This is a genomic window from Cellulosimicrobium sp. NPDC057127 (genome assembly GCF_042670945.1).
Lineage (GTDB): Bacteria > Actinomycetota > Actinomycetes > Actinomycetales > Cellulomonadaceae > Cellulosimicrobium.
On sequence record NZ_JBHUUP010000009.1, the window covers coordinates 166,972 to 188,451 of the forward strand.

Genomic DNA, 21,480 nt, shown 5'->3' on the forward strand with positions numbered 1-21,480 from the left:
CCGGTGAACGGCGTGGCCCCAGGAACACTGCTCGTCGCCCGCTACCGCTTGGACGACCGGCTCACGTCCGACCTCGCCGACGTCACGGCGTGGTCGGCCCACGACCAGATCCTCGACCGTCCGGTCCGGGTGTCGCTCGTCGCAGGTCCGCACGTCGCCGAGGCGCTCGACTCAGCACGGCGCGCCGCTCTCGTCGCGGACCCGCGCCTGACCCGCGTCCTCGACGTCGGGTCGGAGGACGGCGTCGCGTACGTCGTCACGGAGCCGTTCGTCGGCACCACGCTGACGGACCTCGTCGCGGGCGGCGTCGTCGACCCGCGGCAGGCCCGCGCGATCGTCGGCGAGGCCGCGGCCGCGCTCGAGGTCGCACGCGGCCGGGGCGTGCACCACCTCGCCCTCCGGCCCGACGCCGTCCGGGTGGACGGCAGCCGCGTCGTCGTCACCGGCCTCGGGCTCGACGCCGGCGTCGCGGGCCAGGACCAGCACGAGCCCGAGCGCACTTCGCGCCTGGACGCCGTCGGCCTCGTCTCGCTGTTCTACTACGCGACGACGGCGCGCTGGCCCGGTCCGTCGCTCGACGTCCCCTGGGTCTCGGACGCGTCGATCCACCCCCTGCCGGCCCTGCGCTCGGGCGACGGCGTCACCCCGCCGTCCGCCGTCCGGGCCGACGTCCCGCCCGAGCTCGACGCGCTGTGCGTCCGGACGTTCGCCTCGGACGTCGGTTCGACGGCCGCGTGGACGGACACCCTGCCCGGCGACGGGCCGCGTTCCCCCGCCGACGTCGTCGAGGAGCTCCAGCCCTGGGGCGAGGTGTCCGTCGCGTCCCTGCGCGGGACCGCGCAGCAGGGCGCGGGAGCCGGCGTGAACCGCCAGTCCGTGCGCAGCGCGTTCGACCGGGGGGCGGCCGCGGCGCCACCAGGGACGCCCCCGCCCGCTCCGCCCGTCCGACGTCCCAGCACGGGCCGCATCCACCGCGTCGGCGAGGTCCCCGGCTCCGCCGGGGCAGCCGTCCCCCAGACGGCCGCGTTCGGCGCCGGCGCCTACGCCGCGACGGACCCGACGGCGGCCGGGAGCACGGCCGTCGGCACCCAGCCCGTGCCCCCTCCCCCGGTCGCGCACGACGCCGGGACCGTGCCGACGGGCGCCTACGCGGCCGGGACCGCCGGAGGATCACCAGGCGTCCCCGGACAGGACTCCCCCGGGTCTGCGTCCGGTGGTGAGCCCCCGCGTCGCGGGTCCCGGCGGTTCAACGCCACGCCCGTGGTGCTCGTCCTCGTGCTGCTCCTGGTGGGCGCCGGCGTGGTGTGGGCGGTGAACACGGCGTTCTCCGGGTTCGACCCCGCCGTGTCCACGGAAGGACGACCGTCCGCCGACGCCGACGAGCCCACCGGTGAGGAGACGCCCGCCGGCGAGGAAGAACCGCCCCCGGCGCCGGAGCCTGCGCCCGACGTGCGGCCCGCGATCGCCTCCGGCACCGCTCTGGACCCGCAGGGCGACGAGAACCCGGAGAACGAGGGCGAGCACCCCGAGCTCGCAGCGCTCGCCTACGACGGTCAACCGGAGACGGCCTGGTACTCGCGGCGGTACAACACCCCGCAGTTCGCCGGACTCAAGGACGGTTTCGGGTACGCGATCACGCTCGAGCAGGCGGCCCCCGTCCAGACCGTCGTGGTGGACACGTCGGTGACCGGCGGCAACGTCGAGATCCGCGCGACGTCGCCCGACACACCGACGGAGGGCGAGGTTCTCGCCTCCGGACCGCTCTCCCCCGGTGCCGAGTTCACCTTCCCCGAGCCGGTCGAGGCCGAGTCCATCGTGCTGTGGTTCACCGAGCTCCCGCAGAACGGCCGGGGCGAGAACCGGGTCGAGATCAACGAGCTGCTCGTCTCCTGACGACACCTCAGGGTGGTCCGGCGCGGCGGCGCGCCGGACCACCACCGGGGAGGCTCGCTCCCCGCCGCAGGGGGACCGTAGCGGGGAACATCAGACGGTCCTCCCGTGTTCACCACATCGCGTGGCCGACCGCCACGTACCGAGATCGAGGAGCTTTCACCGTGACCGAGCAGCCGACCGTCGAGAACCTCATCGTCGTAGGGTCGGGTCCCGCCGGCTACACCGCCGCGATCTACGCCGCACGTGCCGGTCTGGCGCCGGTGGTGCTGGCCGGGTCGGTGACCGCCGGCGGTGCCCTGATGAACACCACGGAGGTCGAGAACTTCCCCGGGTTCCCGGACGGGATCATGGGTCCGGACCTCATGGAGAACATGCGCAAGCAGGCCGAGCGGTTCGGCGCGCGCGTGGAGTGGGACGACGCGGAGAAGCTCGAGCTCGACGGACCCGTCAAGACCGTCGTCACCGCGAACGGCGAGACGTACCGCGCTCGCGCGGTGATCCTGGCGACCGGGTCCGCCTACCGCGAGCTGGGCCTGGACGACGAGAAGCGCCTGTCCGGGCGCGGGGTGTCCTGGTGCGCCACGTGCGACGGGTTCTTCTTCCGTGACCAGCACATCGCCGTCGTCGGCGGCGGGGACTCCGCGATGGAGGAGGCGACGTTCCTGACCCGCTTCGCGGAGAAGGTCACGATCGTGCACCGTCGCGACGAGCTGCGGGCGTCGAAGATCATGGCAGACCGCGCCCTGAACGACCCCAAGATCGACTTCGCGTGGAACTCCGAGGTCGCCGCCATCAGCGGCGAGAACAAGGTCGAGGGCGTCACCCTGCGTGACACGGTCACCGGCGAGGAGCGCCCGTTCCTCGTCACCGGGCTGTTCGTCGCGATCGGCCACGAGCCGCGCAGCGAGCTCCTGGCCGGCCAGGTCGACCTCGACGCCGAGGGCTACGTGCAGGTCGTCGGGCGCTCCACCGCGACCAACCTGCCCGGCGTCTTCGCCTGCGGCGACCTCGTCGACCACTCGTACCGCCAGGCCATCACCGCGGCCGGCTCCGGGTGCGCAGCGGCCCTCGACGCCCAGCGCTACCTCACCGAGCTCGTCGACGCCGCCGGCGAGGCCGACCTCGCCGGCACCCCCGAGGCACCGAACCCCGAGGACCTGCCCGAGGCCCTCGCCGAGCTCGGTTCCTGACCCTCCCCCGTCCTCACGTCCGTCCCGGACGACCGAACCACCCAGGAGGTCACGTGGCCACCGTCCCCGTCACCGACGACACCTTCCGCTCCGAGGTCCTGGAGTCCGACGTGCCCGTGCTCGTCGACTTCTGGGCGACGTGGTGCGGACCGTGCCGCCAGGTCGCCCCCATCCTCGAGGAGCTCTCCGAGGAGTATGCGGGCAAGATCAAGATCGCCAAGCTCGACACGGACGCCAACCCCGAGACGACCGGCGCCTACGGCATCGTGTCGATCCCGACGCTGAACGTCTACGTCGGCGGAGAGCTGCAGAAGTCGATCATCGGGGCGCGCCCCAAGCGTGCGCTCACCGAGGAGATCGACGCGGTGCTGTCGCCCACCGTCTGAGCCGCACCGCACGGCGCAGGCCGCACGACGCCGGAGGGCGGACCACCTGGCAGGTGGTCCGCCCTCCGGCGTCTTCACGGGATCCCCCGGACCGCCGTGCCACACTGGGGATCGTGACCGCGCCGACGAACCCTCCGCAGCCGCCCGCGACGGGCGGGACCCGACTCGACCCCTGGTTCGGGGCGTACGCGGAGCGGGCGCACGGCATGCGCGCGTCGGAGATCCGGGCGCTGTTCTCCGTCGCCAACCGGCCCGAGGTGGTCTCCCTCGCCGGCGGGATGCCGTACCTCGACGGACTCCCGCTCGACACCATCGCGGAGACCGTGCAGCACCTCGTCGCGACCCGCGGCGCCACCGCGCTGCAGTACGGGTCGGGACAGGGCGACGAGTCGCTCCGGGAGCGGATCCTCGACGTCGTGCGGCTCGAGGGCATCGACTGCCACCCCGACGACGTGGTCGTCACCACCGGGTCGCAGCAGGCCCTCGACCTCGTGACGCGCATCTTCATCGACCCGGGTGACGTCATCGTCGCCGAGGCCCCGAGCTACGTCGGCGCCCTCGGCGTCTTCCGCTCGTACCAGGCCGACGTGGTCCACGTCCCGCTCGACGAGCACGGCCTCGTGCCCGAGATCCTCGACGAGACGCTCACCTCGCTCGCCGCCGCGGGCCGCCGGGTCAAGCTCCTGTACACGGTGCCGAACTTCCACAACCCCGCGGGCGTCACCCTGTCCGCCGAACGGCGACCGCGCGTGCTGGAGATCGCGCAGCGTCACGGCGTGCTCGTCGTGGAGGACAACCCGTACGGGCTCCTCGGGTTCGACGGCGAGACGCTTCCCGCCCTCCGGTCGCTCGACGAGGACGGCGTCCTCTACCTGGGCTCGTTCTCCAAGACGTTCGCCCCGGGGTACCGCGTGGGCTGGGTCGTCGCGCCGCACGCCGTGCGGGAGAAGCTCGTGCTCGCGAGCGAGTCGGCGATCCTCTGCCCGTCGAACGCGTCGCAGCTGGCGATCGGCGCCTATCTCGACACGTGCGACTGGAAGGGCCAGATCAAGCAGTTCCGCGAGCTGTACCGGGAACGACGGGACGCCATGGTGGGTGCGCTCGCCGAGCACCTTCCCGCAGCGAGTTGGACCGTGCCCGAGGGCGGCTTCTACACGTGGGTGCGACTGCCCGAAGGGGTGGACGCCCGCTCGATGCTGCCGCGCGCCGTCACGGCACGGGTCGCCTACGTCCCCGGAACGGCGTTCTACGCAGACGGCAGCGGCGCGGACCACATGCGGCTCTCCTTCTGCTACCCCACCCCGGAGCGGATCCGCGAGGGGGTCCGTCGGCTGGCCGGCGTCGTCAACGCCGAGCGCGAGCTCGTCGAGATCTTCGGCACCGGTGCGGGCCTCGACCCGGACCCGACGGACGTCGAGAACCCGTCGCCCGACCTCGCCTGAGCCCTACCCCGCACCCGCGCCTCATCCGCCGCCTCACCGATCGTCGCCCGGAGCACGGGTAGCGGTCGCCTCCGCGACAAGGAGTCCTTGTGGACACGCCCTCCGGATCCCGCACCTCCACCGCCGCCACCTCATCGACGGCGACCACCGCAGCCCCGTCGCTCGACGGGGCGCCGCACGTCGCCGAGGACCTCTTGGCGTCCTCGGCCGACGCCGCCGGATCGACGCACCCGTCGACGCACGTCACCATCCTCGCGGGCGGTCTCTCGCACGAACGGGACGTGTCGCTGCGGTCCGGCCGCCGCGTGGCGGAGAGCCTTCGCGCGGCCGGCCTCGAGGTGTCCGTCCACGACGTCGACGCCGACCTGCTGCGGTTCCTGGACCAGCACCGGCCCGACGTCGTCTGGCCCCTGCTGCACGGTGCGAGCGGTGAGGACGGCTCCGTCCGCGACGTCCTGCAGCTCGTCGACGTGCCCTACGTCGGCACCGGGCCCCGCGAGTGCCGCGCCGCGTGGAGCAAGCCTGTCGCAAAGAGCATCGTCATCGGAGCGGGCATCACGACGCCCGAGTACGTCACCCTTCCCCAGAGCCTCTTCCGCGAGCTCGGTGCGCAGCCGGTGCTGGATGCCGTCGTGGAGCGGCTCGGCCTTCCCCTCGTGGTCAAGCCGACCCAGGGCGGGTCTGCCCTCGGGGTCACGCTGGTCGAGTCAGCGGACCAGCTCCCCCGCGCCATGGTCGACTGCTTCGCGTACGGGAACGTCGCGCTCATCGAACGCGCTGTCCGTGGCACGGAGCTCGCGGTGAGCGTCGTCGATCTCGGTGACGGGCCTCGAGCCCTCCCCCCGGTGGAGATCGTCACCGACGGCCCCTACGACTACGACGCGCGCTACAACCCCGGCCGTACGCAGTACTTCGCCCCGGCGCGCCTCGGCGAGGACTCCGTCTCCGCCGTGCAGGAGGTCGCCGTCCGAGCCCATCAGGCCCTGGGCCTCCAGGACCTTTCTCGGACCGACGTCATCCTCGACGCCGACGGTGAGGTGCAGTTCCTCGAGGTGAACGTCGCTCCCGGAATGACCGAGACGTCGTTGTTCCCCCAGGCCGCGCGTGCCGCCGGGCTCGACCTGTCCGAGCTCTATCGTGCGGTTGTGCGCCAGCACACCGGCGTCTGAGCAGGGCCGCCGACGGTATCGCGCGGAATCGCGCGCCGCATCGCGACTGGTTTGGCCGGCGCCCTGGTCGTGCCACCGCCGCGCTCGGTGACACACGGCGGAGGTGGAGGATGCCTCCGATGTGCGCGCTCACACCGCGCGCGGTCGTAGTCGGCGCAGCGATATCGACCAGCCGCGAGCACGCTGGTGAGAGGATTGCGCACCGCGCCCCCTCCCGTGCCACAGGCCCGTGCTGGTCTGTGTCTCGTGGCCATTCCGCCGCGCGTTCATCGAGCATTTCGCTGGCGGTTTCACGTGAAACGAGCGCATCGCATCGCAGTTGCTTCCCGGCGCCGCTCACGTAAGTCCGAAGCCGGCCACGGGGCTGGGATCCGTCGGGGTGGTGACCACCGCGCCGGCCCTTCTGACCGACTTATCTCGCCCTTCCTCTGTGTTCCACGTGAAACACCTCCACGGGTGCGTCGGAAAGCTAGTCGGTCGGTGCGCGAAGCTGGTGGAACCGCGTCGTGCGCCGCGGTACGAGCGCCATACAGCGCGCGCCGAATGCGCGGTATCCCGCGACCCGCGACCACTGCAGAGCCCCCTGCCGACGACTGATCGACCCTCCACACCGATATGGGACGGGCGTGGCCCCGACAGCGCCGAGCGCATACAGGCGCGCGTGCGCGGCTCGGCGCTCACCGAGCGGTGCTGAGCGGAGTCAAGAGGAGTCGATCTGCCCTCAACGAGCCCTAGAAGCGCCGGTGGGCTCCCAACGGCCCTGAATAATGCCCAATGTCGCTGAGCGATACCGACCGCGCCGAAGCGCGCCGCGGCGCGGCGCTGCGCGGCGGCAGTCGCGAATGGCGCCAACCGGCGTCAACCCGTGACGAGGGTGACGGCCAGCACGGCGGTCGTCGACGTGCGGCACCGGCGCGGGCGCCATGCAGGGCCCTCGACAGGGGGGCAACTCGGGACATCTCTTGCCGGCAAGCGCGGTCGGCTCCACAGGTAACGTCCTGGCCACCTCGCTGGCCTTTCTGCCGCTGCGGATGACAGACCATGGCTTCGTGTGGGGGCGCGCGGCCCGTCCTGGATAGCTGTGTGCGCCACAACGCGAGCGGCCGTGCCGATGAGGTTCGCACGGGCGCGTCCTAGCGTCGCCGCGTCTGGTGGCCCATGGCTGTGTGGTCGCCTCTCTGGTCCAGGGCGCAGCTGCCTCGCGCACGGGCCACCCCCGGCCCGATGATGACAGCTCCCGCGCATGCAGCCTCTTCTGGTCGATGGCCCGGTCGAGGGCAGGGCGACGAGAACCAGCGTGGCGGTGGCGATCGAGGGGTTGAGGCATTCCGGAGTCGCCCCGAATGATCGATGCCAGCAACGCTCCGCCGACGTAGATGATCAGCATCAGGCTCGACACCGATGCTGTAGCGAGTCTGTCGCGATCTCAGCGACCTGATCGGCGCCGAATGCGCGGCGTTTCACGTGAAACACGTCGATGGCGTGTGGCGCAGTCGCCGAATCCGGTGGCGACACCGCCAGTCGAAAGCGGCGTGCACGTACCGTCGTCGCCCAATGCACGGACTGCGTCAGGTGAGCACTGCGTGACCGTGCCAGCCGGTCTCGACGGGCGCGCGACGGAGCTGACCACTCGGCACCGACAGAGGAGGACGGTGGCGAGAACCGGTCGATGGTCGACGGCAAGCGCTCAGGAGTGAGTATGCCTCCGTTTCTACGTGGCGCAGGACGCCGATGCGCGCCTCGGTCTGATTCGCTGTGCCCTGCTCTGGCAGGCGGGGAAACGGCGTCGTTGAGATCACGGACCGACATTGCCAACGCCAGATGTCGCACTCTGGCTCACGAGTTCGACTGTTTCACGTGAAACTGCCGCGCTGCTCGTCTGTTTCGCGTACCAGCGACCTCGCTCCTGCAACGCGCGGTGTATCCGCCCGCCGCGTCAAGCAGGTCGCGCGCGGCACGCGCGAAGTTCGCACGCGATGCAGGGTCGTGGCGTCCCACCCGGATCGGCGAGCCTGCACCCCCCTCTCCTACCTCCCCCGCTCCCCCGCTCCCCCGCGATCGTCGCCCCCTGTGCCGCCCGCCCAGTGCCGTCGCTGTCGTCGCTTACTCCTCCATCACCGTGCCCCACCGGACGTGACACGACGGATCAGAACGGACCCAGGAGCGGCTCGGATCACCCCAGCGACAGAGGCCCACATCGGCGCTGTGTAGTGCCGGAACGCACGAGAAAGGGCCCGGAGGGCTCACTACCCTCCAGGCCCATTCTCCGAGTCCCGTGCTGGCCCAGCACCCATCTGCGGTGCTCAGGGGCGGAGCAGCCCCGGGTCCTCCGGCGCCATCAGGTCGATGATGCGGTTGAGGTCCTCCACCGACGCGAACTCGACCGTGAGGCGACCCTTGTTCTTGCCGAGGTCCACCTTCACTCGCGTCTCGAACCGGTCGGACAGACGGGTGGCGAGGCCGTCGAGCGCCTCGGAGCGCTGACCGGCACGCGGAGTCCGCTTCTGGCGACGCTCTTCATCGAGCCCGCCCATCGCCACGATTTCCTCGGTGGCACGCACCGACAGGCCCTCAGCGACGATGCGCTGAGCGAGTCGCTCGATCTCTGCACCGTCCGTCAGGCCGAGAAGCGCCCGCGCGTGGCCGGCAGATAAGACTCCCGCCGCGACACGACGCTGCACGAGCGGGGGAAGCCTCAGAAGCCGCAGCGTGTTGGAGATCTGCGGGCGGCTCCGGGAAATGCGCTCAGCGAGCTCTTCGTGCGTGCATCCGAAGTCGTCGAGCAACTGGCGGTACGCCGCAGCCTCCTCGAGCGGGTTGAGAGCGCTGCGGTGCAGGTTCTCCAGGAGCGCGTCACGCAACAGGTCCGAGTCGTCTGTCTCTCGGATGATCGCCGGGATCGCTGCCAGGCCCGCTGCTTGGGTCGCGCGCCACCGCCGCTCGCCCATGATGAGCTCGTACGCACCATCTTCGGTTCCCACCGGTCGGACGACGACGGGCTGCAGCACCCCGATCTCTCGGATCGAGCCGACGAGTTCCTCGAGCTCACCCTCGTCGAACACCGAGCGAGGCTGACGTGGGTTCGGCCGAATCGCGCCAACGGGTATCTCCGCGAAGCGCGCGCCCGGAACGGGGACGAGATCCTCTCCTGCTCCGCCGGCCCACTGCTCGGAAACCGCAACGCTCAGCGGGTCCGATGCACCAGAGTTGGCGTCTGAGAGCCCGGCTCCGTCGCTCGCGGCGGCTGTTTCACGTGAAACAGCATCGGCAGGCTCGTCGTTGTTCGCAGTCGTACCCGTCGCGCCAGTCTTGCCATCGACGGCCGCGTCCGCCGCAGGCTTGCCGGCCGCCTCGCGCTCGACCTCGCTGATCGACTCGAGCGCCGCGATGTCATCGTCCGACAACGTACCGACGGCATCGAGATCTGCTGGACCGGGGCCACCGTCAAGCGTCACGACGGCCGTCGCGACGACTGAGCCGACCTCGTCCACGGCCGCGTCGGCTCCACTGCTCGCCGCGCGGTCCACCGATTCGTCATCGCGCTTCGGAGCGCTGGGGAAGAACACGTCGACCGGACGAGTCCCCTCCGAGCTGGTCGGGATCAAGGCACCCAAGCCGCGGCCCAGTCCGCGCCGCTTCTCGCTCATCGCTGCTCCTCCAGGTGGACGGCCGGTCCTCCGATGGACCCGGCCAACTCGTGATCCCTATGCTCCGCAGGCACATCACGGGCCTCGTCCTCGCTCGACCGCTCCGCTTCCCTGGACGGTGCAGAGAGCGTGCCGACAGCCCCGTGCACACCCTGCTGGGTGAGCTCACGGGCCGCCTCGAGGTAGGCGAGTGCACCCGTGGATCCCCCGTCGTACGTCATGACGGTCTGTCCATGGCTTGGTGCCTCCGAGATGCGCACCGATCGCGGGACCGTCGTCTTCAACGTCTGGTCCGGAAAGTGCTCGCGCACTTCGGCGGCGACCTGCTGCGCGAGGTTGGTGCGCCCGTCGTACATCGTGAGCAAGATCGTCGAGACGTGAAGGCCAGGGTTGAGATGAGCTCTGATCAGTTCGATCGTCTTCAACAGCTGGCTCAGACCTTCGAGCGCGTAGTACTCGCACTGGATCGGGATGAGTACCTCTCGACCGACCACGAAGGCGTTGATCGTCAGCAGCCCCAGGCTCGGCGGGCAGTCCACGAGGACATAGTCGATCGGTTCCTCGCCGTTCTGGACCCGCTCCTCGAGGTAGTCGTCGAGAGCACGCCGCAATCGGGTTTCACGTGAAACCATGGAGACGAGCTCGATCTCGGCACCGGAGAGGTCGATGGTCGCCGGGACGCACCAGAGCGTCGGGATCTCTGGGCACTGCTGCACAGCCGAGCTCAGCGGGTCGCCCTCGACGAGCACGTCGTACACGGAGGGTGTGCCCGCACGATGCTCCACACCGAGAGCGGTGGATGCATTGCCCTGAGGGTCGTTGTCGATGACAAGCACGTTGAGACCCGACAGCGCGAGCCCGGCCGCGAGATTGACCGTTGTCGTCGTCTTGCCGACCCCGCCCTTCTGGTTCGCCACGGTGATGATCCGTGTCGAGCGAGGGCGGGAGAACTTCCGTCCCTGCAGATCGATCCTGCGCCGGGCATCGATCGCCAGCTGGGCCGCGAGAGGCGTCGTGTCATCCGTCTCCGGAAGGCTCGCCATCAGCGCTGCGCGACGGTCGTCCTCGATGTCGGGGCCGTCGAGTCGGGCTGCGATGCCCTCCCAGCGCGTCGCGTCCCCGCCGCCCTCATGGGTACTGTCCGTCACGCGTCTCTTCCTCTCCGACTTCCAACCGGCCCGAGCCACGCCGTACGCCGCCCCGCGCCCGTTCGCCGGGACCGCGCAGGACCACCGCGGTGTCCGTGATCAGCGAGGTCCAGTCTGCCGTACGATCCGCACGACCGTGGTGCTCTCCACACCGGGGAGAGTCGTTGCGTTCAGAATTTCTGGCTGCGATGCCTTGAGCCGACGCAGGATCTTTCGCGCCGGTTCGACCTCTTTGTCGACATTTCTGCCCTTCAGCACGATCATCTCGCCGCCCGATCTGAGCAGCGGTAGTGAGATGCGCGCGAGCTTGTCCAGAGCAGCCACTGCTCGGGAGGTCACCGCATCGCATTCGAACGCGTCGTGGTACTCCTCCGCGCGTCCACGCTTCACCTCGACGTTGGTCAGACCGAGATCGGTCGTGACCTCCGTGAGCCACGCACACCGCCGCTCCATCGGCTCGATGAGATACACCGTCGCACCGGGCCGCATGACCGCCACCACGACACCCGGGAGGCCCGCTCCGGAACCGACGTCGGCGATGAGGCCCGTCTCCGGGAGAAAGGGCACCACGGCAGCCGAGTTGAGGATGTGACGATCCCAGATGCGGTCGACCTCTCTGGGCCCGATGAGCCCCCGGACCTCGCCCTCTTCGCGAAGCCGCGCAGCGAACGCCTCGATCTGTGGATACGCCGGCCCGAAGTACGACTCGACGGTCGCGCGGCCGAACGGCGCGCCGGGGGCCGCCGTGCTCTCGGTCTCGGGGCTCATCATGCGTCCTTCCTGGGGTCGAAGCCCGCCTATCGTGTCACGGGCCGGGCCAGGACCCGAGCCGTTGTCCACCCGTCGTTGCGTCGCGCCACGCAAGAGCACCACACGGGGTGCGAGCTCAACGATCCGCGCCTCTCGCACGCACTTCTCCATCGCCGGCAAGGCCCAGCTCACCGCCCAGCACACGACGACGCCCCGTGTTCCACGTGACGTTTCACGTGGAACGCGGGGCGTCGTCAGTACGTGCGCCGTTCGGCTCAGGCCTCCGGGTAGATCACCACGTGGCGATTCGGCTCGACGCCCTCCGAGTCACTGCGGAGACCCGCAGCCGAGACCACGTCGTGGACGACCTTGCGCTCGAAGGCGTTCAGCGGCTCCAGAGCGACCTTCGTCCCCTCGGAACGCGCGCGAGCGATGGACTCCTCGGCGAGCACCGTGAGCTCGCGTCGGCGGCGTGCACGGAACCCTGCGACGTCGAGCATCAGACGGCTCCGCTCCCCGGTCCGAGCCTGCACGGCCAGCCGGGTGAGCTCCTGGAGCGCCTCGAGCACCTCGCCGTCGGCGCCCACCAGTGCGTCGAGGGACGTGTCATCGTCAGCGACGATCTCGACCGCAGCGCGGTCGTGCTCGACGTCGATGTCGATGTCGCCGTCGAGGTCGGCGATGTCGAGCAGCTCTTCGAGATAGTCGGCCGCGATCTCACCTTCTTCCTCGAGGCGACCGGTCGGCTGGTCGACGGACTCCGTGTCGTCGGGAACGGGGGTCTCGGTGGACGGCATGCAGATGCTCCTCTGTGCGGCTGGACGCGCAGGCGCGACGGCTACGGCTTCTTCTTGGGCTTCTTCGACGATCCGCTCGAAGGCGCATCGGAGGGTGCGTCCTCTACCGCATCGTCGTCCACCGGCTTGCCCTGGGGGTTCGTCGCGGGAGCAGCGGTGCTTCCCGCCTGGGGACGCTGACCCTTCTGCCGGTCCTTGCGCTTTGGCTGCTGGCGCTGGCCCCGCGGCTGCTCGATGACGGGCGTGGTGGGCTCGTCGATGATCCCCTTGGCAGCCCTCTTGCGAGCCTGGCGCTCCTTGAGGAGGCGCTCCGCCTCCGAGCCCGGCGCCGGCATGCGGCGGATCGTGTAGAACTGCTGGCCCATCGACCACAGGTTCGTCGTCGTCCAGTAGACGAGGACACCGACGGGGAAGTTCACGCCAGAGACCGCGAAGATGAACGGGAACAGGTACAGCATCATCTTCTGCGTCTGCGCCATGGGCCCCTCGAGCGCGGCCTTCGGCATGTTCTTCATCGTGAGCTGGCGCTGCGTGAAGAACGTGGTCGCCGACATGGCGACGATGAGCACGGCGATCACGATCCGCGACTGGAGGTCGTCGGTGCGCAGGAAGATGTCCGAGAGCTGAGCGCCGAAGACGGTCGAGCTCTCGATGTCGCTCGCGACGCTGGCGTCGATCGGCCCGATCGCGTCGTCCCTCCCCTCGGAGATCGGGACGAGGCCGTTGAGCACCCGGAACAGCGCGAAGAAGATCGGGGACTGCAGGAGGATCGGCAGGCACGACGCGAACGGGTTCGTCCCGTGCTTGCGGTAGAGCTCCATCGTCTCGCGGCTCATCGCCTCACGAGACGCAGGGTCGGTCTTGCCCTTGTACTTCTTCTGGATCGCCTGCATCTCCGGCTGGAGCATCTGCATCCCGCGCGACGCCTTGATCTGCTTGAAGAACAACGGGATGAGGACGATACGGATGATGATGACCAGGCCGACGATCGACAGGACCCATGCCGGGCCTGGGCCGTCGGAGAACCCGAGGAGCGTCAGCCCCTGGTGACACAGGTACATGATCCACGCCACGACCCACTCGATGGGGTAGAGGAACGCGAAGAAGTCCATCGGTGACTGCTCCCTAACCTTCTGACAAAGCTCGCGGTTGGCCCTCGACGGGGCTCAGGACTGGTGCGTGTGCGCGTCTCGTGCCGGCGGTACGTCGTCGACCCCGCCGAGGCTCCACGGGTTGCACCGGAGCAGTCTCCAGAGAGCGAGGCCCGTCCCCCGCAGGGCACCGTGCCGCTGCACGGCGGTCAAGGCGTAGTGGGAGCAGGACGGGTAGTACTTGCAGGTGGGCCCCGTCATCGGCGAGATGACGGTCTGGTACGCGCGCAGCACGCCGATCAGGGTGAGCGCGGGGACACGGCGCAGGGCTGTGAGCGCCCGGAGCACGGGGCCGCTGCGCACCGGCCGCGGGGCGTCCGCCGGGACGGACGGCAGCATCAGGGACGACGGACGCTCGCGGACCCCGGCGTCGGCGGTGCGCTGCGTCGTCATGAGTGCGTGGTCTGGCGCTCGTGGAGCCGGGCGACGGCGCGGTCCAGGCCGCGCAGGAGGTCACGGCTGAGCTCCTCGTACGAGGCCGCGGCAGATGCGGGCAGCGCGCGGACGACCGTGCGGCTGCGGAGCGGCAGGCGGCCGAGCTGTGGCGCGGTAGCCGCACGCAGCCGACGCTTCACGAGGTTTCTGTGCACAGCGTTTCCCACAGCCTTGGATACGACAAAGCCGACCTGTGGCAGTTCTTCTCCCTGAGCATCCTCAGCGAGATGGACCACCACGGTCGACCTGCCGGCGCGCACGCCGCGACGCACCGCCCGCTCGAAATCCACGGAACGGCGCAGTCGGTGCGCCGCGGGGAGCACGTGCGGTCAGGCAGAGAGCTCGGTGCGGCCCTTGCGGCGGCGGGCGGCCAGGATGGCGCGGCCGGCGCGGGTCCGCATGCGCAGCCGGAAGCCGTGGGTCTTCGCACGGCGCCGGGTGTTCGGCTGGAAGGTCCGCTTGCTCACGAGGTACTCCAAGAACGTCGGGGAGGAACACCGTCTGTGTCCTCGACGATGCAGTGACAGGCTCCGGTGGAGACTGCCGGTGGTTCGGTACTGCTTCTGCACAGACGGTCTCCCGCCCGGGCCGTCCGGCTCGGTGCACGGGCGCCACGGCTGGCTCGCACATCACGCCCGGTGCTTCGACGCGAGCGTCTCGCGCTGAACCTCACGTGAGTCTCGTGCGTGGGCGCGCCAAGAGCGCCTGGAACGGCTGTATGACGTTACGCTGCCCCGCCCTACCCGGTCAAACCGACGGTGGGAGGCCGTGGCCCACGTGTCCCGGATCACGGCTTCGTCCTTGACCTGGCGGGTGGGACAGGGTAGGTACGCACAGCCTGTGGACAACTATGTGGACGACTGGATCCGTGGCACGATCGTGCGAGCATCATCGCTTGCCCAGACAACACGTCGCACCGTGCCACCCGTCGTGCCGATCTCCTCGCCGACCTGCCGGACGCATGCGCGACGCACACCCGCGACCCCGTGAGGACCCACGCCGTGCCCAACCCGGACGAGAACATCGGTGACGTCTGGGCACAGACGCTGAGCATCCTCGAGGCGAGCCCGGACATCACCCCGCGTCAGATCGCGTTCATCCGGCTCGCCAAGCCCCTCGCGATCCTCGACGACACCGTGTTCATCGCCGTGCCGCACGAGCAGACGCGCACGTACCTGGAGACGCGCGTCCGCGACGAGCTCGTCACCGCCATGTCCTCCTGCCTGGGGCGCGACGTGCGCTTCGGCATCACGGTCGACCCGGAGCTCAGCTCCGAGCCCGTCACGGCACCGGCGTCGCGACCCGCCGTCGAGCGGCCCTACGTCGACCCGGACGACGACCTGCCCGACCTCCCGCCCCCTCCCCCGCCCCGTCCGCAGGCCGAGCCGAGCCGGCTCAACCCGAAGTACGTGTTCGAGACGTTCGTCATCGGCTCGTCCAACCGCTTCGCGCACGCCGCGGCGGTCGCCGTCGCGGAGGCGCCCGCGAAGGCCTACAACCCGCTGTTCATCTACGGCGACTCCGGGCTGGGCAAGACGCACCTGCTCCACGCGATCGGGCACTACGCCCACAACCTGTACCCGAACGTGCGCGTGCGCTACGTGAACTCCGAGGAGTTCACGAACGACTTCATCAACTCCATCGGCGAGGGCAAGGCCGGAGCGTTCCAGCGCCGGTACCGCGACGTCGACGTCCTCCTCATCGACGACATCCAGTTCCTCCAGGGCAAGGAACAGACGATGGAGGAGTTCTTCCACACCTTCAACGCGCTGCACAACGCGAACAAGCAGGTCGTCATCACGTCCGACCTGCCGCCCAAGCAGCTCAACGGCTTCGAGGACCGCCTGCGCTCGCGCTTCGAGTGGGGGCTCATCACCGACGTCCAGCCGCCGGACCTCGAGACCCGCATCGCCATCCTCCGCAAGAAGGCGAGCAGCGAACGTCTGAACGCGCCGGACGACGTGCTGTCGTACATCGGCTCACGCATCTCGACGAACATCCGCGAGCTCGAGGGCGCTCTCATCCGGGTGACGGCGTTCGCCAACCTCAACCGCCAGCAGGTCGACCTCCCGCTCGCGGAGATCGTGCTCAAGGACCTCATCACCGACGAGGACTCCGCGGAGATCACGCCCGCGGCGATCATCGCCCAGACCGCGGCGTACTTCGGGCTCACCATCGAGGACCTGTGCGGAGGCTCCCGCTCGCGTGTCCTCGTCACCGCGCGCCAGATCGCCATGTACCTGTGCCGAGAGCTCACGGACCTGTCCCTGCCCAAGATCGGGCAGCAGTTCGGCGGCAGGGACCACACCACGGTCATGCACGCGAACCGGAAGATCACGGAGCAGATGGCCGAGCGCCGCTCGACGTACAACCAGGTCACCGAGCTCACGAGCCGGATCAAGCAGCAGCACCGCGGCTGACGGCAGCACTCCCGCCCGGTGACCACGTGGCCCCGCACGACGCCGTCGGGTCCAGCGCAGCACTCGACGCTGCGCACGCGGGGGCCGCCTCGCTCCTGCGCCAGTCGCCGCGCGCACGTCCGGGCCGTCCGGTGCCGACGTCGCTGTGCACAGCGTGTGGGCGGCGTTGTCCACAGCCGTCCACAGGACTGTTGTGGGCAACGCGGGGCGCATGTCCGCGCGGAGAACGCGTCGCCGGAGGCGCTGCCGACCACCCGTACGTCGCCATCTGTCCTGGTCTGTCCACCTCCGACTGTGGATGTTCACGCCCGTCGGACAAGAACGCACCACCCGCATGTACACACCTGTGCACGTCGTTGTGGATAACTGTGGACGACCGGCCGTTGTGTGTGGACACAGGCCGCTCCGTCGGTGGACACCGTGTGGGGACGATCGCGCTGCCCACAGGCCGCGCGACTTTCCCACACCTGCCCCACCACGTCGTCCACATCGAGAAGTGCACTCTGACCTGCACAGACATACGTTTTCCCCGGAATGCACAACACCGATGACGATGACGAAGGTGTTCTCTAGAGAGGGAATCCACACGCCTTCATCAGGCTCCGACCGACCGAGCGACACGGCCGGGACGCAGCCGCGACGGCTGGTTCCTCCGGACCTCCTCCTCGCGTAGGGTGCATGCACGACAGGACGTGCACCGTGGCCGCAGCTCGCGCAGCAGGCCTGCCCGTCTCCGCTCCGCGCCACGCTCGCCCGAGCGGGACGCAGGTGGGGAGCCGTCACGACGGGCACGGGCAGCACGGACGTCCGGGACATGTGAAGATCGAGTCCGATCCTGGACGTGGGGACGAGAGGGTGTGGGATGAAGTTCCGGGTTGAGCGTGATGTCCTGGCCGACGCGGTGACCTGGACGGCGCGGACCCTGCCGACGCGTCCCCCGGCTCCCGTCCTCGCGGGCGTACGGCTGGAGGCGGACGCCTCCGGGACCATCGGGCTGTCCAGCTTCGACTACGAGGTCTCCGCCCGGTCCGAGATCCCCGCCGAGGTCAGCGAGCCGGGCACGGTCCTCGTCTCCGGACGCCTTCTCGCGGAGATCTCGCGCGCACTGCCCGCCAAGCCCGTCGACGTCGTGCTCGAGGGCAACAAGGTCATCGTCACGTGCGGCGCGAGCCGTTTCACGCTCCTGACGATGCCGGTCGAGGAGTACCCCGCTCTGCCGGCCATGCCGGAGCTCACGGGCACGGTCTCGGGCGACGAGCTCACGCACGCGGTCGCGCAGGTGACCGTCGCGGCGAGCCGGGACGACACGCTCCCCCTCCTCACGGGCGTACGGGTGGAGATCGAGGGTGAGCGGATCACGCTGCTCGCGACCGACCGCTACCGCCTCGCGCTCCGCGAGCTCACCTGGACGCCGGTCACGCCCAGCTACTCCGCCGTCGCGCTGGTGCGCGCACGCACGCTCAACGACGTCGCCAAGTCGCTCGGCAGCTCGGGCCTGGTGAACGTGGGTCTGAGCACGGGCGCCGGCGTGGACCTCATCGGGTTCGAGGCCGGCGGCCGCCACACCACGTCGCAGCTGGTGGACGGCGACTACCCGGCCGTGCGCCGGCTGTTCCCGGACGAGACGCCGATCCACGCCGTCGTGCCCACCGCCGCCCTCATCGACGCGGCGAAGCGCGTGTCCCTGGTCGCGGAGCGCAACACCCCCATCCGCCTGTCCTTCACCGACGGTCAGGTCGTCCTCGACGCCGGCCAGGGCGACGACGCGCAGGCGTCGGAGGCGCTCGAGGCAGTCCTGGTGGGCGAGGAGATCTCGGTCGCCTTCAACCCGCAGTTCCTCCTCGACGGCCTCGGTGCCCTCGGCACGGACTTCGTGCGTCTGAGCTTCACGCACCCGAACAAGCCGGTCGAGTTCACGGGCCAGGAGTCGCTGGACGGCGAGGACTCGTCCGTCTACCGCTACCTGCTCGTCCCGATCCGCTTCGCCGGCTGACCCGGCACACCGCACCATCCCACCCGGAGGACGTCGCATGGTCACCCGCATCGGTCTCGTCGGTCTCGGCAAGATGGGCAACAACATGCGCGAGCGCGTCCGCGCCGCGGGGATCGAGGTGACCGGCTTCGACCCCCGCCCCGAGGTGTCGGACGTCGCGTCGCTCGCCGACCTCGTCGCCGCGCTGCCCGACGACGAGCGCCGCATCGTGTGGGTCATGGTGCCGGCAGGCGAGCCGACCCGCTCGGTCGTCACCGAGCTGGGCGGGCTCCTCGGCGAGGGGGACGTCGTCATCGAGGGCGGCAACTCCTACTACCAGGAGGACCAGGCGCGCGCGGCCGAGCTCGCGGAGAAGGGCGTGGGCTACCTGGACTGCGGCGTCTCGGGGGGTGTGTGGGGTCTCGACAACGGCTACGGCCTCATGGTCGGCGGCGCGAAGGAGCTCGTCGACGCCGCGATGCCGGTGTTCGACGCGCTGCGCCCCGAGGGGCCGCGCGAGGAGGGCTTCGTGCACGCGGGCGAGGTCGGTGCCGGGCACTTCGCGAAGATGGTGCACAACGGCATCGAGTACGGCCTGATGCAGGCGTACGCCGAGGGCTACGAGCTCCTCGCCGCCAAGGACGTCGTCACCGACGTGCACGGCACGATGAAGGCGTGGACGCGCGGCACGGTCGTGCGGTCCTGGCTGCTCGACCTCTTCGTGCGCGCCCTCGAGGAGGACCCGAAGCTCGCCCAGATCGACGACTGGGTCGACGACTCGGGCGAGGGGCGCTGGACGGTGGACGAGGCGATCGACAACGCGGTGCCGCTGCCCGTCATCTCGGCGGCGCTCTTCGCGCGCTTCGCCTCGCGCCAGGAGCAGTCGCCCGCGATGAAGGCCGTCGCCGCGCTGCGCCAGCAGTTCGGCGGGCACGCGGTCAGGGCGGCAGGTCCGGCTTCTCCCGGTGCCGGCCCCCTCGAGCCGCCCGCCTGACGGCACCCGTCCGTCCGCAGCCATCGTCCCCGACGCGCGACCCGAACGCCGATGTACGTCTCCCACCTGTCCCTCGTCGACTTCCGCTCGTACGAGACGGTCGACGTCGAGCTCGTGCCGGGCGTCAACGCGCTCGTCGGACCGAACGGGCAGGGCAAGACGAACCTCGTGGAGGCGGTCGGGTACGTCGCGACGCTGTCGAGCCACCGCGTCGCGGGCGACGTCGCGCTCGTCCGCGCCGGCGCGCCACGCGCCGTCGTGCGCACGCGCGTCGTGCGCGGCGACCGGGCCAGCACCGTCGAGCTCGAGCTCAACCCGGGCAAGGCGAACCGTGCACGCATCAACCGCTCCCCCGCGGCGAGGCCGCGCGACGTGCTGGGGATCGTGCGCACGGTCCTGTTCGCCCCCGAGGACCTCGCCCTGGTGAAGGGCGACCCGGACGGGCGCCGGCGCTTCCTCGACCAGCTCGCGGTGCTCCTCGTCCCCCGGGTCGCGGCGCTGGTCGCGGACTACGACCGGGTGCTGCGGCAGCGCGGCGCGCTGCTCAAGTCGGCCTCGGCCCTGCGTGGTCGCGGTCGCGGCCGGGGACGCACGCCGGCCCGTGCGGAGCCCGACGCCGGCACGGAGCCCGGCGAGGACGGCGGCCCGGACGCGGCACTCGCCACCCTGGACGTGTGGGACACCCGCCTCGCGTCGCTCGGTGCCGAGATCACCGCGCTGCGCCTCCAGCTCGTCGCCGCCCTGACGCCCTACGTCGCCCACGCCTACGAGCAGGTCAGCTCGGGTCAGGGCGACGCCCGCGTCACCTACCGTTCGTCCGTCGACGAGACGCTCGGCGACGACACCACGGGGACCCCGGACGGCGACGCCACCGAGGCGCTCGGCATCCCGGACGTCGCGACGCTCGAGAAGCGGATGCTCGACGCCCTGCGGGCGGTGCGCGCGAAGGAGATCGAGCGCGGGGTCAACCTCGTCGGGCCGCACCGCGACGACCTCGTCCTCACGCTGGGCGGCCTGCCGGCGAAGGGGTACGCGAGCCACGGCGAGTCCTGGTCGTTCGCGCTCGCGCTCCGCCTCGCCTCGTATCGGCTCCTCAAGGACGGGGCGCCCGAGGGGCTGGACTCGCTGCTCTGGGCGGACCAGTGGGGGCCCGACGGCGAGCCGATCCTCGTCCTCGACGACGTGTTCGCCGAGCTGGACGCGCGCCGCCGTGATCGTCTCGCCGAGCTCGTCGCGGGTGCCGGCCAGGTCATCATCACCGCCGCGGTGGCGGAGGACGTCCCGGCGCTGCTCGACGGTGCACGGTTCGCCGTCCAGGACGGGACGGTGACGCGTGCCGGCTGACGAGGACGATGTCGCCCCCGGTCCCCCGGCGAGCCCGCTGCCGACGGACGACCACAGCGACGACGAACGCCCGGACTCCGAGTCCGCGCGTGAGCTGGCGCGCGCAACGGGGCTGCCCGTGGGGCACCTCGTGGACCTCACGCCGCCGGCGGAGGTCGCGCGGCAGGCGCTCAACCGGGCGCGGGCCGCGGCGCGGGCGAAGGGGTTGCGGCCCGGGCAGGAGCCGCGCCGCCGCGTGCTCGCCGACCCGCCGACGTCGGGCGCGCGCCCCGGCGGCCGCGATCCGCAGCGCCTCGGCGACGTGCTCGCACACCTGCTGCGCGAGCGCGACTGGGTGGCCGACGTCTCGGTCGGGGGCGTCGTCGGTCGGTGGCGGGAGGTGGTCGGCGACCAGGTGGCCGACCACTGCGAGCCCGAGACGTTCGAGGACAAGGTCCTCGTCGTGCGCGCGGACTCGACGGCGTGGGCGACGCAGGTGCAGCTCCTCGCGCCACGCCTCCTGGAGCGGTTGGCGCAGGAGGTCGGCGAGGGCGTCGTCGAGACGGTGACGGTGCTCGGCCCCGCAGGACCGAGCTTCCGCCGCGGGAAGCGGGCGGTCCGTGGCCGGGGACCGCGCGACACCTGGGGGTGACCGCGAGGGGCGGGACGCGGAGGGGCCCGGGGCCGGCGGGCCCGGCCCGGCCCCCCCGGGCCGGCCCCCCCGGGGGGGGGCCCCCCACGACTGGGTGAGCCTCGCCGTCGT

Annotated in this window: 18 protein-coding genes; 10 read left to right on the forward strand and 8 right to left on the reverse strand. The window is 70.8% G+C overall.

The window, feature by feature from the left end; all coding sequences use genetic code 11:
* Positions 1–3: 3 nt before the first annotated feature.
* The 5 genes from ACFTZA_RS11050 to ACFTZA_RS11070 all read left to right on the forward strand — a co-directional run bounded on the left by ACFTZA_RS11050 (position 4) and on the right by ACFTZA_RS11070 (position 6,080).
* Positions 4–1,893 carry a protein kinase family protein gene (locus ACFTZA_RS11050; RefSeq protein ID WP_378194198.1) on the forward strand — a complete coding sequence of 630 codons (1,890 nt, stop codon included), beginning with the start codon at positions 4–6 and terminating at the stop codon, positions 1,891–1,893.
* A gap of 161 nt (positions 1,894–2,054) precedes the next feature.
* Positions 2,055–3,083: a thioredoxin-disulfide reductase gene (gene trxB / locus ACFTZA_RS11055; RefSeq protein ID WP_378194201.1), complete on the forward strand. Its 1,029-nt coding sequence runs from the start codon at positions 2,055–2,057 to the stop codon at positions 3,081–3,083.
* 53 nt (positions 3,084–3,136) lie between these two features.
* Positions 3,137–3,469 (forward strand): thioredoxin, encoded by a 333-nt coding sequence (gene trxA, locus ACFTZA_RS11060; protein WP_378194204.1) that lies wholly within the window; start codon positions 3,137–3,139, stop codon positions 3,467–3,469.
* A gap of 113 nt (positions 3,470–3,582) precedes the next feature.
* Positions 3,583–4,911 (forward strand): PLP-dependent aminotransferase family protein, encoded by a 1,329-nt coding sequence (locus ACFTZA_RS11065; protein ID WP_378194208.1) that lies wholly within the window; start codon positions 3,583–3,585, stop codon positions 4,909–4,911.
* A 194-nt stretch (positions 4,912–5,105) separates the two neighbouring features.
* On the forward strand, positions 5,106–6,080 hold the full coding sequence (locus ACFTZA_RS11070) for a D-alanine--D-alanine ligase (protein ID WP_378194263.1): 975 nt from the start codon (positions 5,106–5,108) through the stop codon (positions 6,078–6,080).
* Positions 6,081–8,383: 2,303 nt separating this feature from the next.
* On the opposite strand, the gene ACFTZA_RS11075 is transcribed toward ACFTZA_RS11070, so the two are convergent.
* The 8 genes from ACFTZA_RS11075 to rpmH all read right to left on the reverse strand — a co-directional run bounded on the left by ACFTZA_RS11075 (position 8,384) and on the right by rpmH (position 14,475).
* Complete coding sequence (locus ACFTZA_RS11075; protein ID WP_378194211.1) at positions 8,384–9,727, reverse strand: ParB/RepB/Spo0J family partition protein; 1,344 nt, start codon at positions 9,725–9,727, stop codon at positions 8,384–8,386.
* On the reverse strand, positions 9,724–10,875 hold the full coding sequence (locus tag ACFTZA_RS11080; RefSeq protein ID WP_378194215.1) for a ParA family protein: 1,152 nt from the start codon (positions 10,873–10,875) through the stop codon (positions 9,724–9,726). Before ACFTZA_RS11080 ends, ACFTZA_RS11075 begins: the two co-directional genes overlap by 4 nt.
* A 99-nt stretch (positions 10,876–10,974) precedes the next feature.
* Complete coding sequence (gene rsmG, locus ACFTZA_RS11085) at positions 10,975–11,646, reverse strand: 16S rRNA (guanine(527)-N(7))-methyltransferase RsmG (RefSeq protein ID WP_378194218.1); 672 nt, start codon at positions 11,644–11,646, stop codon at positions 10,975–10,977.
* A gap of 254 nt (positions 11,647–11,900) precedes the next feature.
* Complete coding sequence (locus ACFTZA_RS11090) at positions 11,901–12,422, reverse strand: protein jag (RefSeq protein ID WP_378194221.1); 522 nt, start codon at positions 12,420–12,422, stop codon at positions 11,901–11,903.
* A 41-nt stretch (positions 12,423–12,463) separates the two neighbouring features.
* Positions 12,464–13,534, reverse strand: a complete 1,071-nt coding sequence (yidC, locus tag ACFTZA_RS11095) for a membrane protein insertase YidC (RefSeq protein ID WP_378194224.1) — start codon at positions 13,532–13,534, stop codon at positions 12,464–12,466.
* 54 nt (positions 13,535–13,588) lie between these two features.
* Positions 13,589–13,912, reverse strand: a complete 324-nt coding sequence (yidD, locus tag ACFTZA_RS11100; RefSeq protein ID WP_378194266.1) for a membrane protein insertion efficiency factor YidD — start codon at positions 13,910–13,912, stop codon at positions 13,589–13,591.
* A gap of 50 nt (positions 13,913–13,962) precedes the next feature.
* Positions 13,963–14,331: a ribonuclease P protein component gene (gene rnpA / locus ACFTZA_RS11105; RefSeq protein WP_378194227.1), complete on the reverse strand. Its 369-nt coding sequence runs from the start codon at positions 14,329–14,331 to the stop codon at positions 13,963–13,965.
* A gap of 6 nt (positions 14,332–14,337) precedes the next feature.
* Complete coding sequence (gene rpmH / locus ACFTZA_RS11110) at positions 14,338–14,475, reverse strand: 50S ribosomal protein L34 (protein WP_012880118.1); 138 nt, start codon at positions 14,473–14,475, stop codon at positions 14,338–14,340.
* A 534-nt stretch (positions 14,476–15,009) separates the two neighbouring features.
* On the opposite strand from rpmH, the gene dnaA reads away from it, so the two are divergent.
* The 5 genes from dnaA (at position 15,010) to ACFTZA_RS11135 (ending at position 21,369) form a co-directional block, all read left to right on the forward strand.
* On the forward strand, positions 15,010–16,428 hold the full coding sequence (gene dnaA, locus ACFTZA_RS11115) for a chromosomal replication initiator protein DnaA (RefSeq protein WP_378194231.1): 1,419 nt from the start codon (positions 15,010–15,012) through the stop codon (positions 16,426–16,428).
* Between the two features lie 862 nt (positions 16,429–17,290).
* Positions 17,291–18,421, forward strand: a complete 1,131-nt coding sequence (dnaN, locus tag ACFTZA_RS11120) for a DNA polymerase III subunit beta (RefSeq protein ID WP_378194234.1) — start codon at positions 17,291–17,293, stop codon at positions 18,419–18,421.
* 37 nt (positions 18,422–18,458) lie between these two features.
* On the forward strand, positions 18,459–19,394 hold the full coding sequence (gene gnd, locus ACFTZA_RS11125) for a phosphogluconate dehydrogenase (NAD(+)-dependent, decarboxylating) (protein WP_378194237.1): 936 nt from the start codon (positions 18,459–18,461) through the stop codon (positions 19,392–19,394).
* A 51-nt stretch (positions 19,395–19,445) separates the two neighbouring features.
* Positions 19,446–20,738, forward strand: coding sequence for a DNA replication/repair protein RecF (locus tag ACFTZA_RS11130; protein ID WP_378194240.1), 1,293 nt, complete (start codon positions 19,446–19,448; stop codon positions 20,736–20,738).
* Positions 20,728–21,369, forward strand: a complete 642-nt coding sequence (locus ACFTZA_RS11135; RefSeq protein WP_378194243.1) for a DUF721 domain-containing protein — start codon at positions 20,728–20,730, stop codon at positions 21,367–21,369. The genes ACFTZA_RS11130 and ACFTZA_RS11135 overlap by 11 nt, the downstream gene beginning before the upstream one ends.
* The last annotated feature ends 111 nt before the right edge of the window (positions 21,370–21,480 follow it).

Coding starts and splice junctions, on each gene's coding strand:
- ACFTZA_RS11075 (WP_378194211.1), bottom strand. CDS start 9,727: ATGAGCGAGAAGCGGCGCGGACTGGGCCGCGGCTTGGGTGCCTTGATC.
- rsmG (WP_378194218.1), bottom strand. CDS start 11,646: ATGATGAGCCCCGAGACCGAGAGCACGGCGGCCCCCGGCGCGCCGTTC.
- ACFTZA_RS11090 (WP_378194221.1), bottom strand. CDS start 12,422: ATGCCGTCCACCGAGACCCCCGTTCCCGACGACACGGAGTCCGTCGAC.
- yidC (WP_378194224.1), bottom strand. CDS start 13,534: ATGGACTTCTTCGCGTTCCTCTACCCCATCGAGTGGGTCGTGGCGTGG.
- yidD (WP_378194266.1), bottom strand. CDS start 13,912: ATGCTGCCGTCCGTCCCGGCGGACGCCCCGCGGCCGGTGCGCAGCGGC.
- dnaN (WP_378194234.1), top strand. CDS start 17,291: ATGAAGTTCCGGGTTGAGCGTGATGTCCTGGCCGACGCGGTGACCTGG.
- gnd (WP_378194237.1), top strand. CDS start 18,459: ATGGTCACCCGCATCGGTCTCGTCGGTCTCGGCAAGATGGGCAACAAC.
- ACFTZA_RS11130 (WP_378194240.1), top strand. CDS start 19,446: ATGTACGTCTCCCACCTGTCCCTCGTCGACTTCCGCTCGTACGAGACG.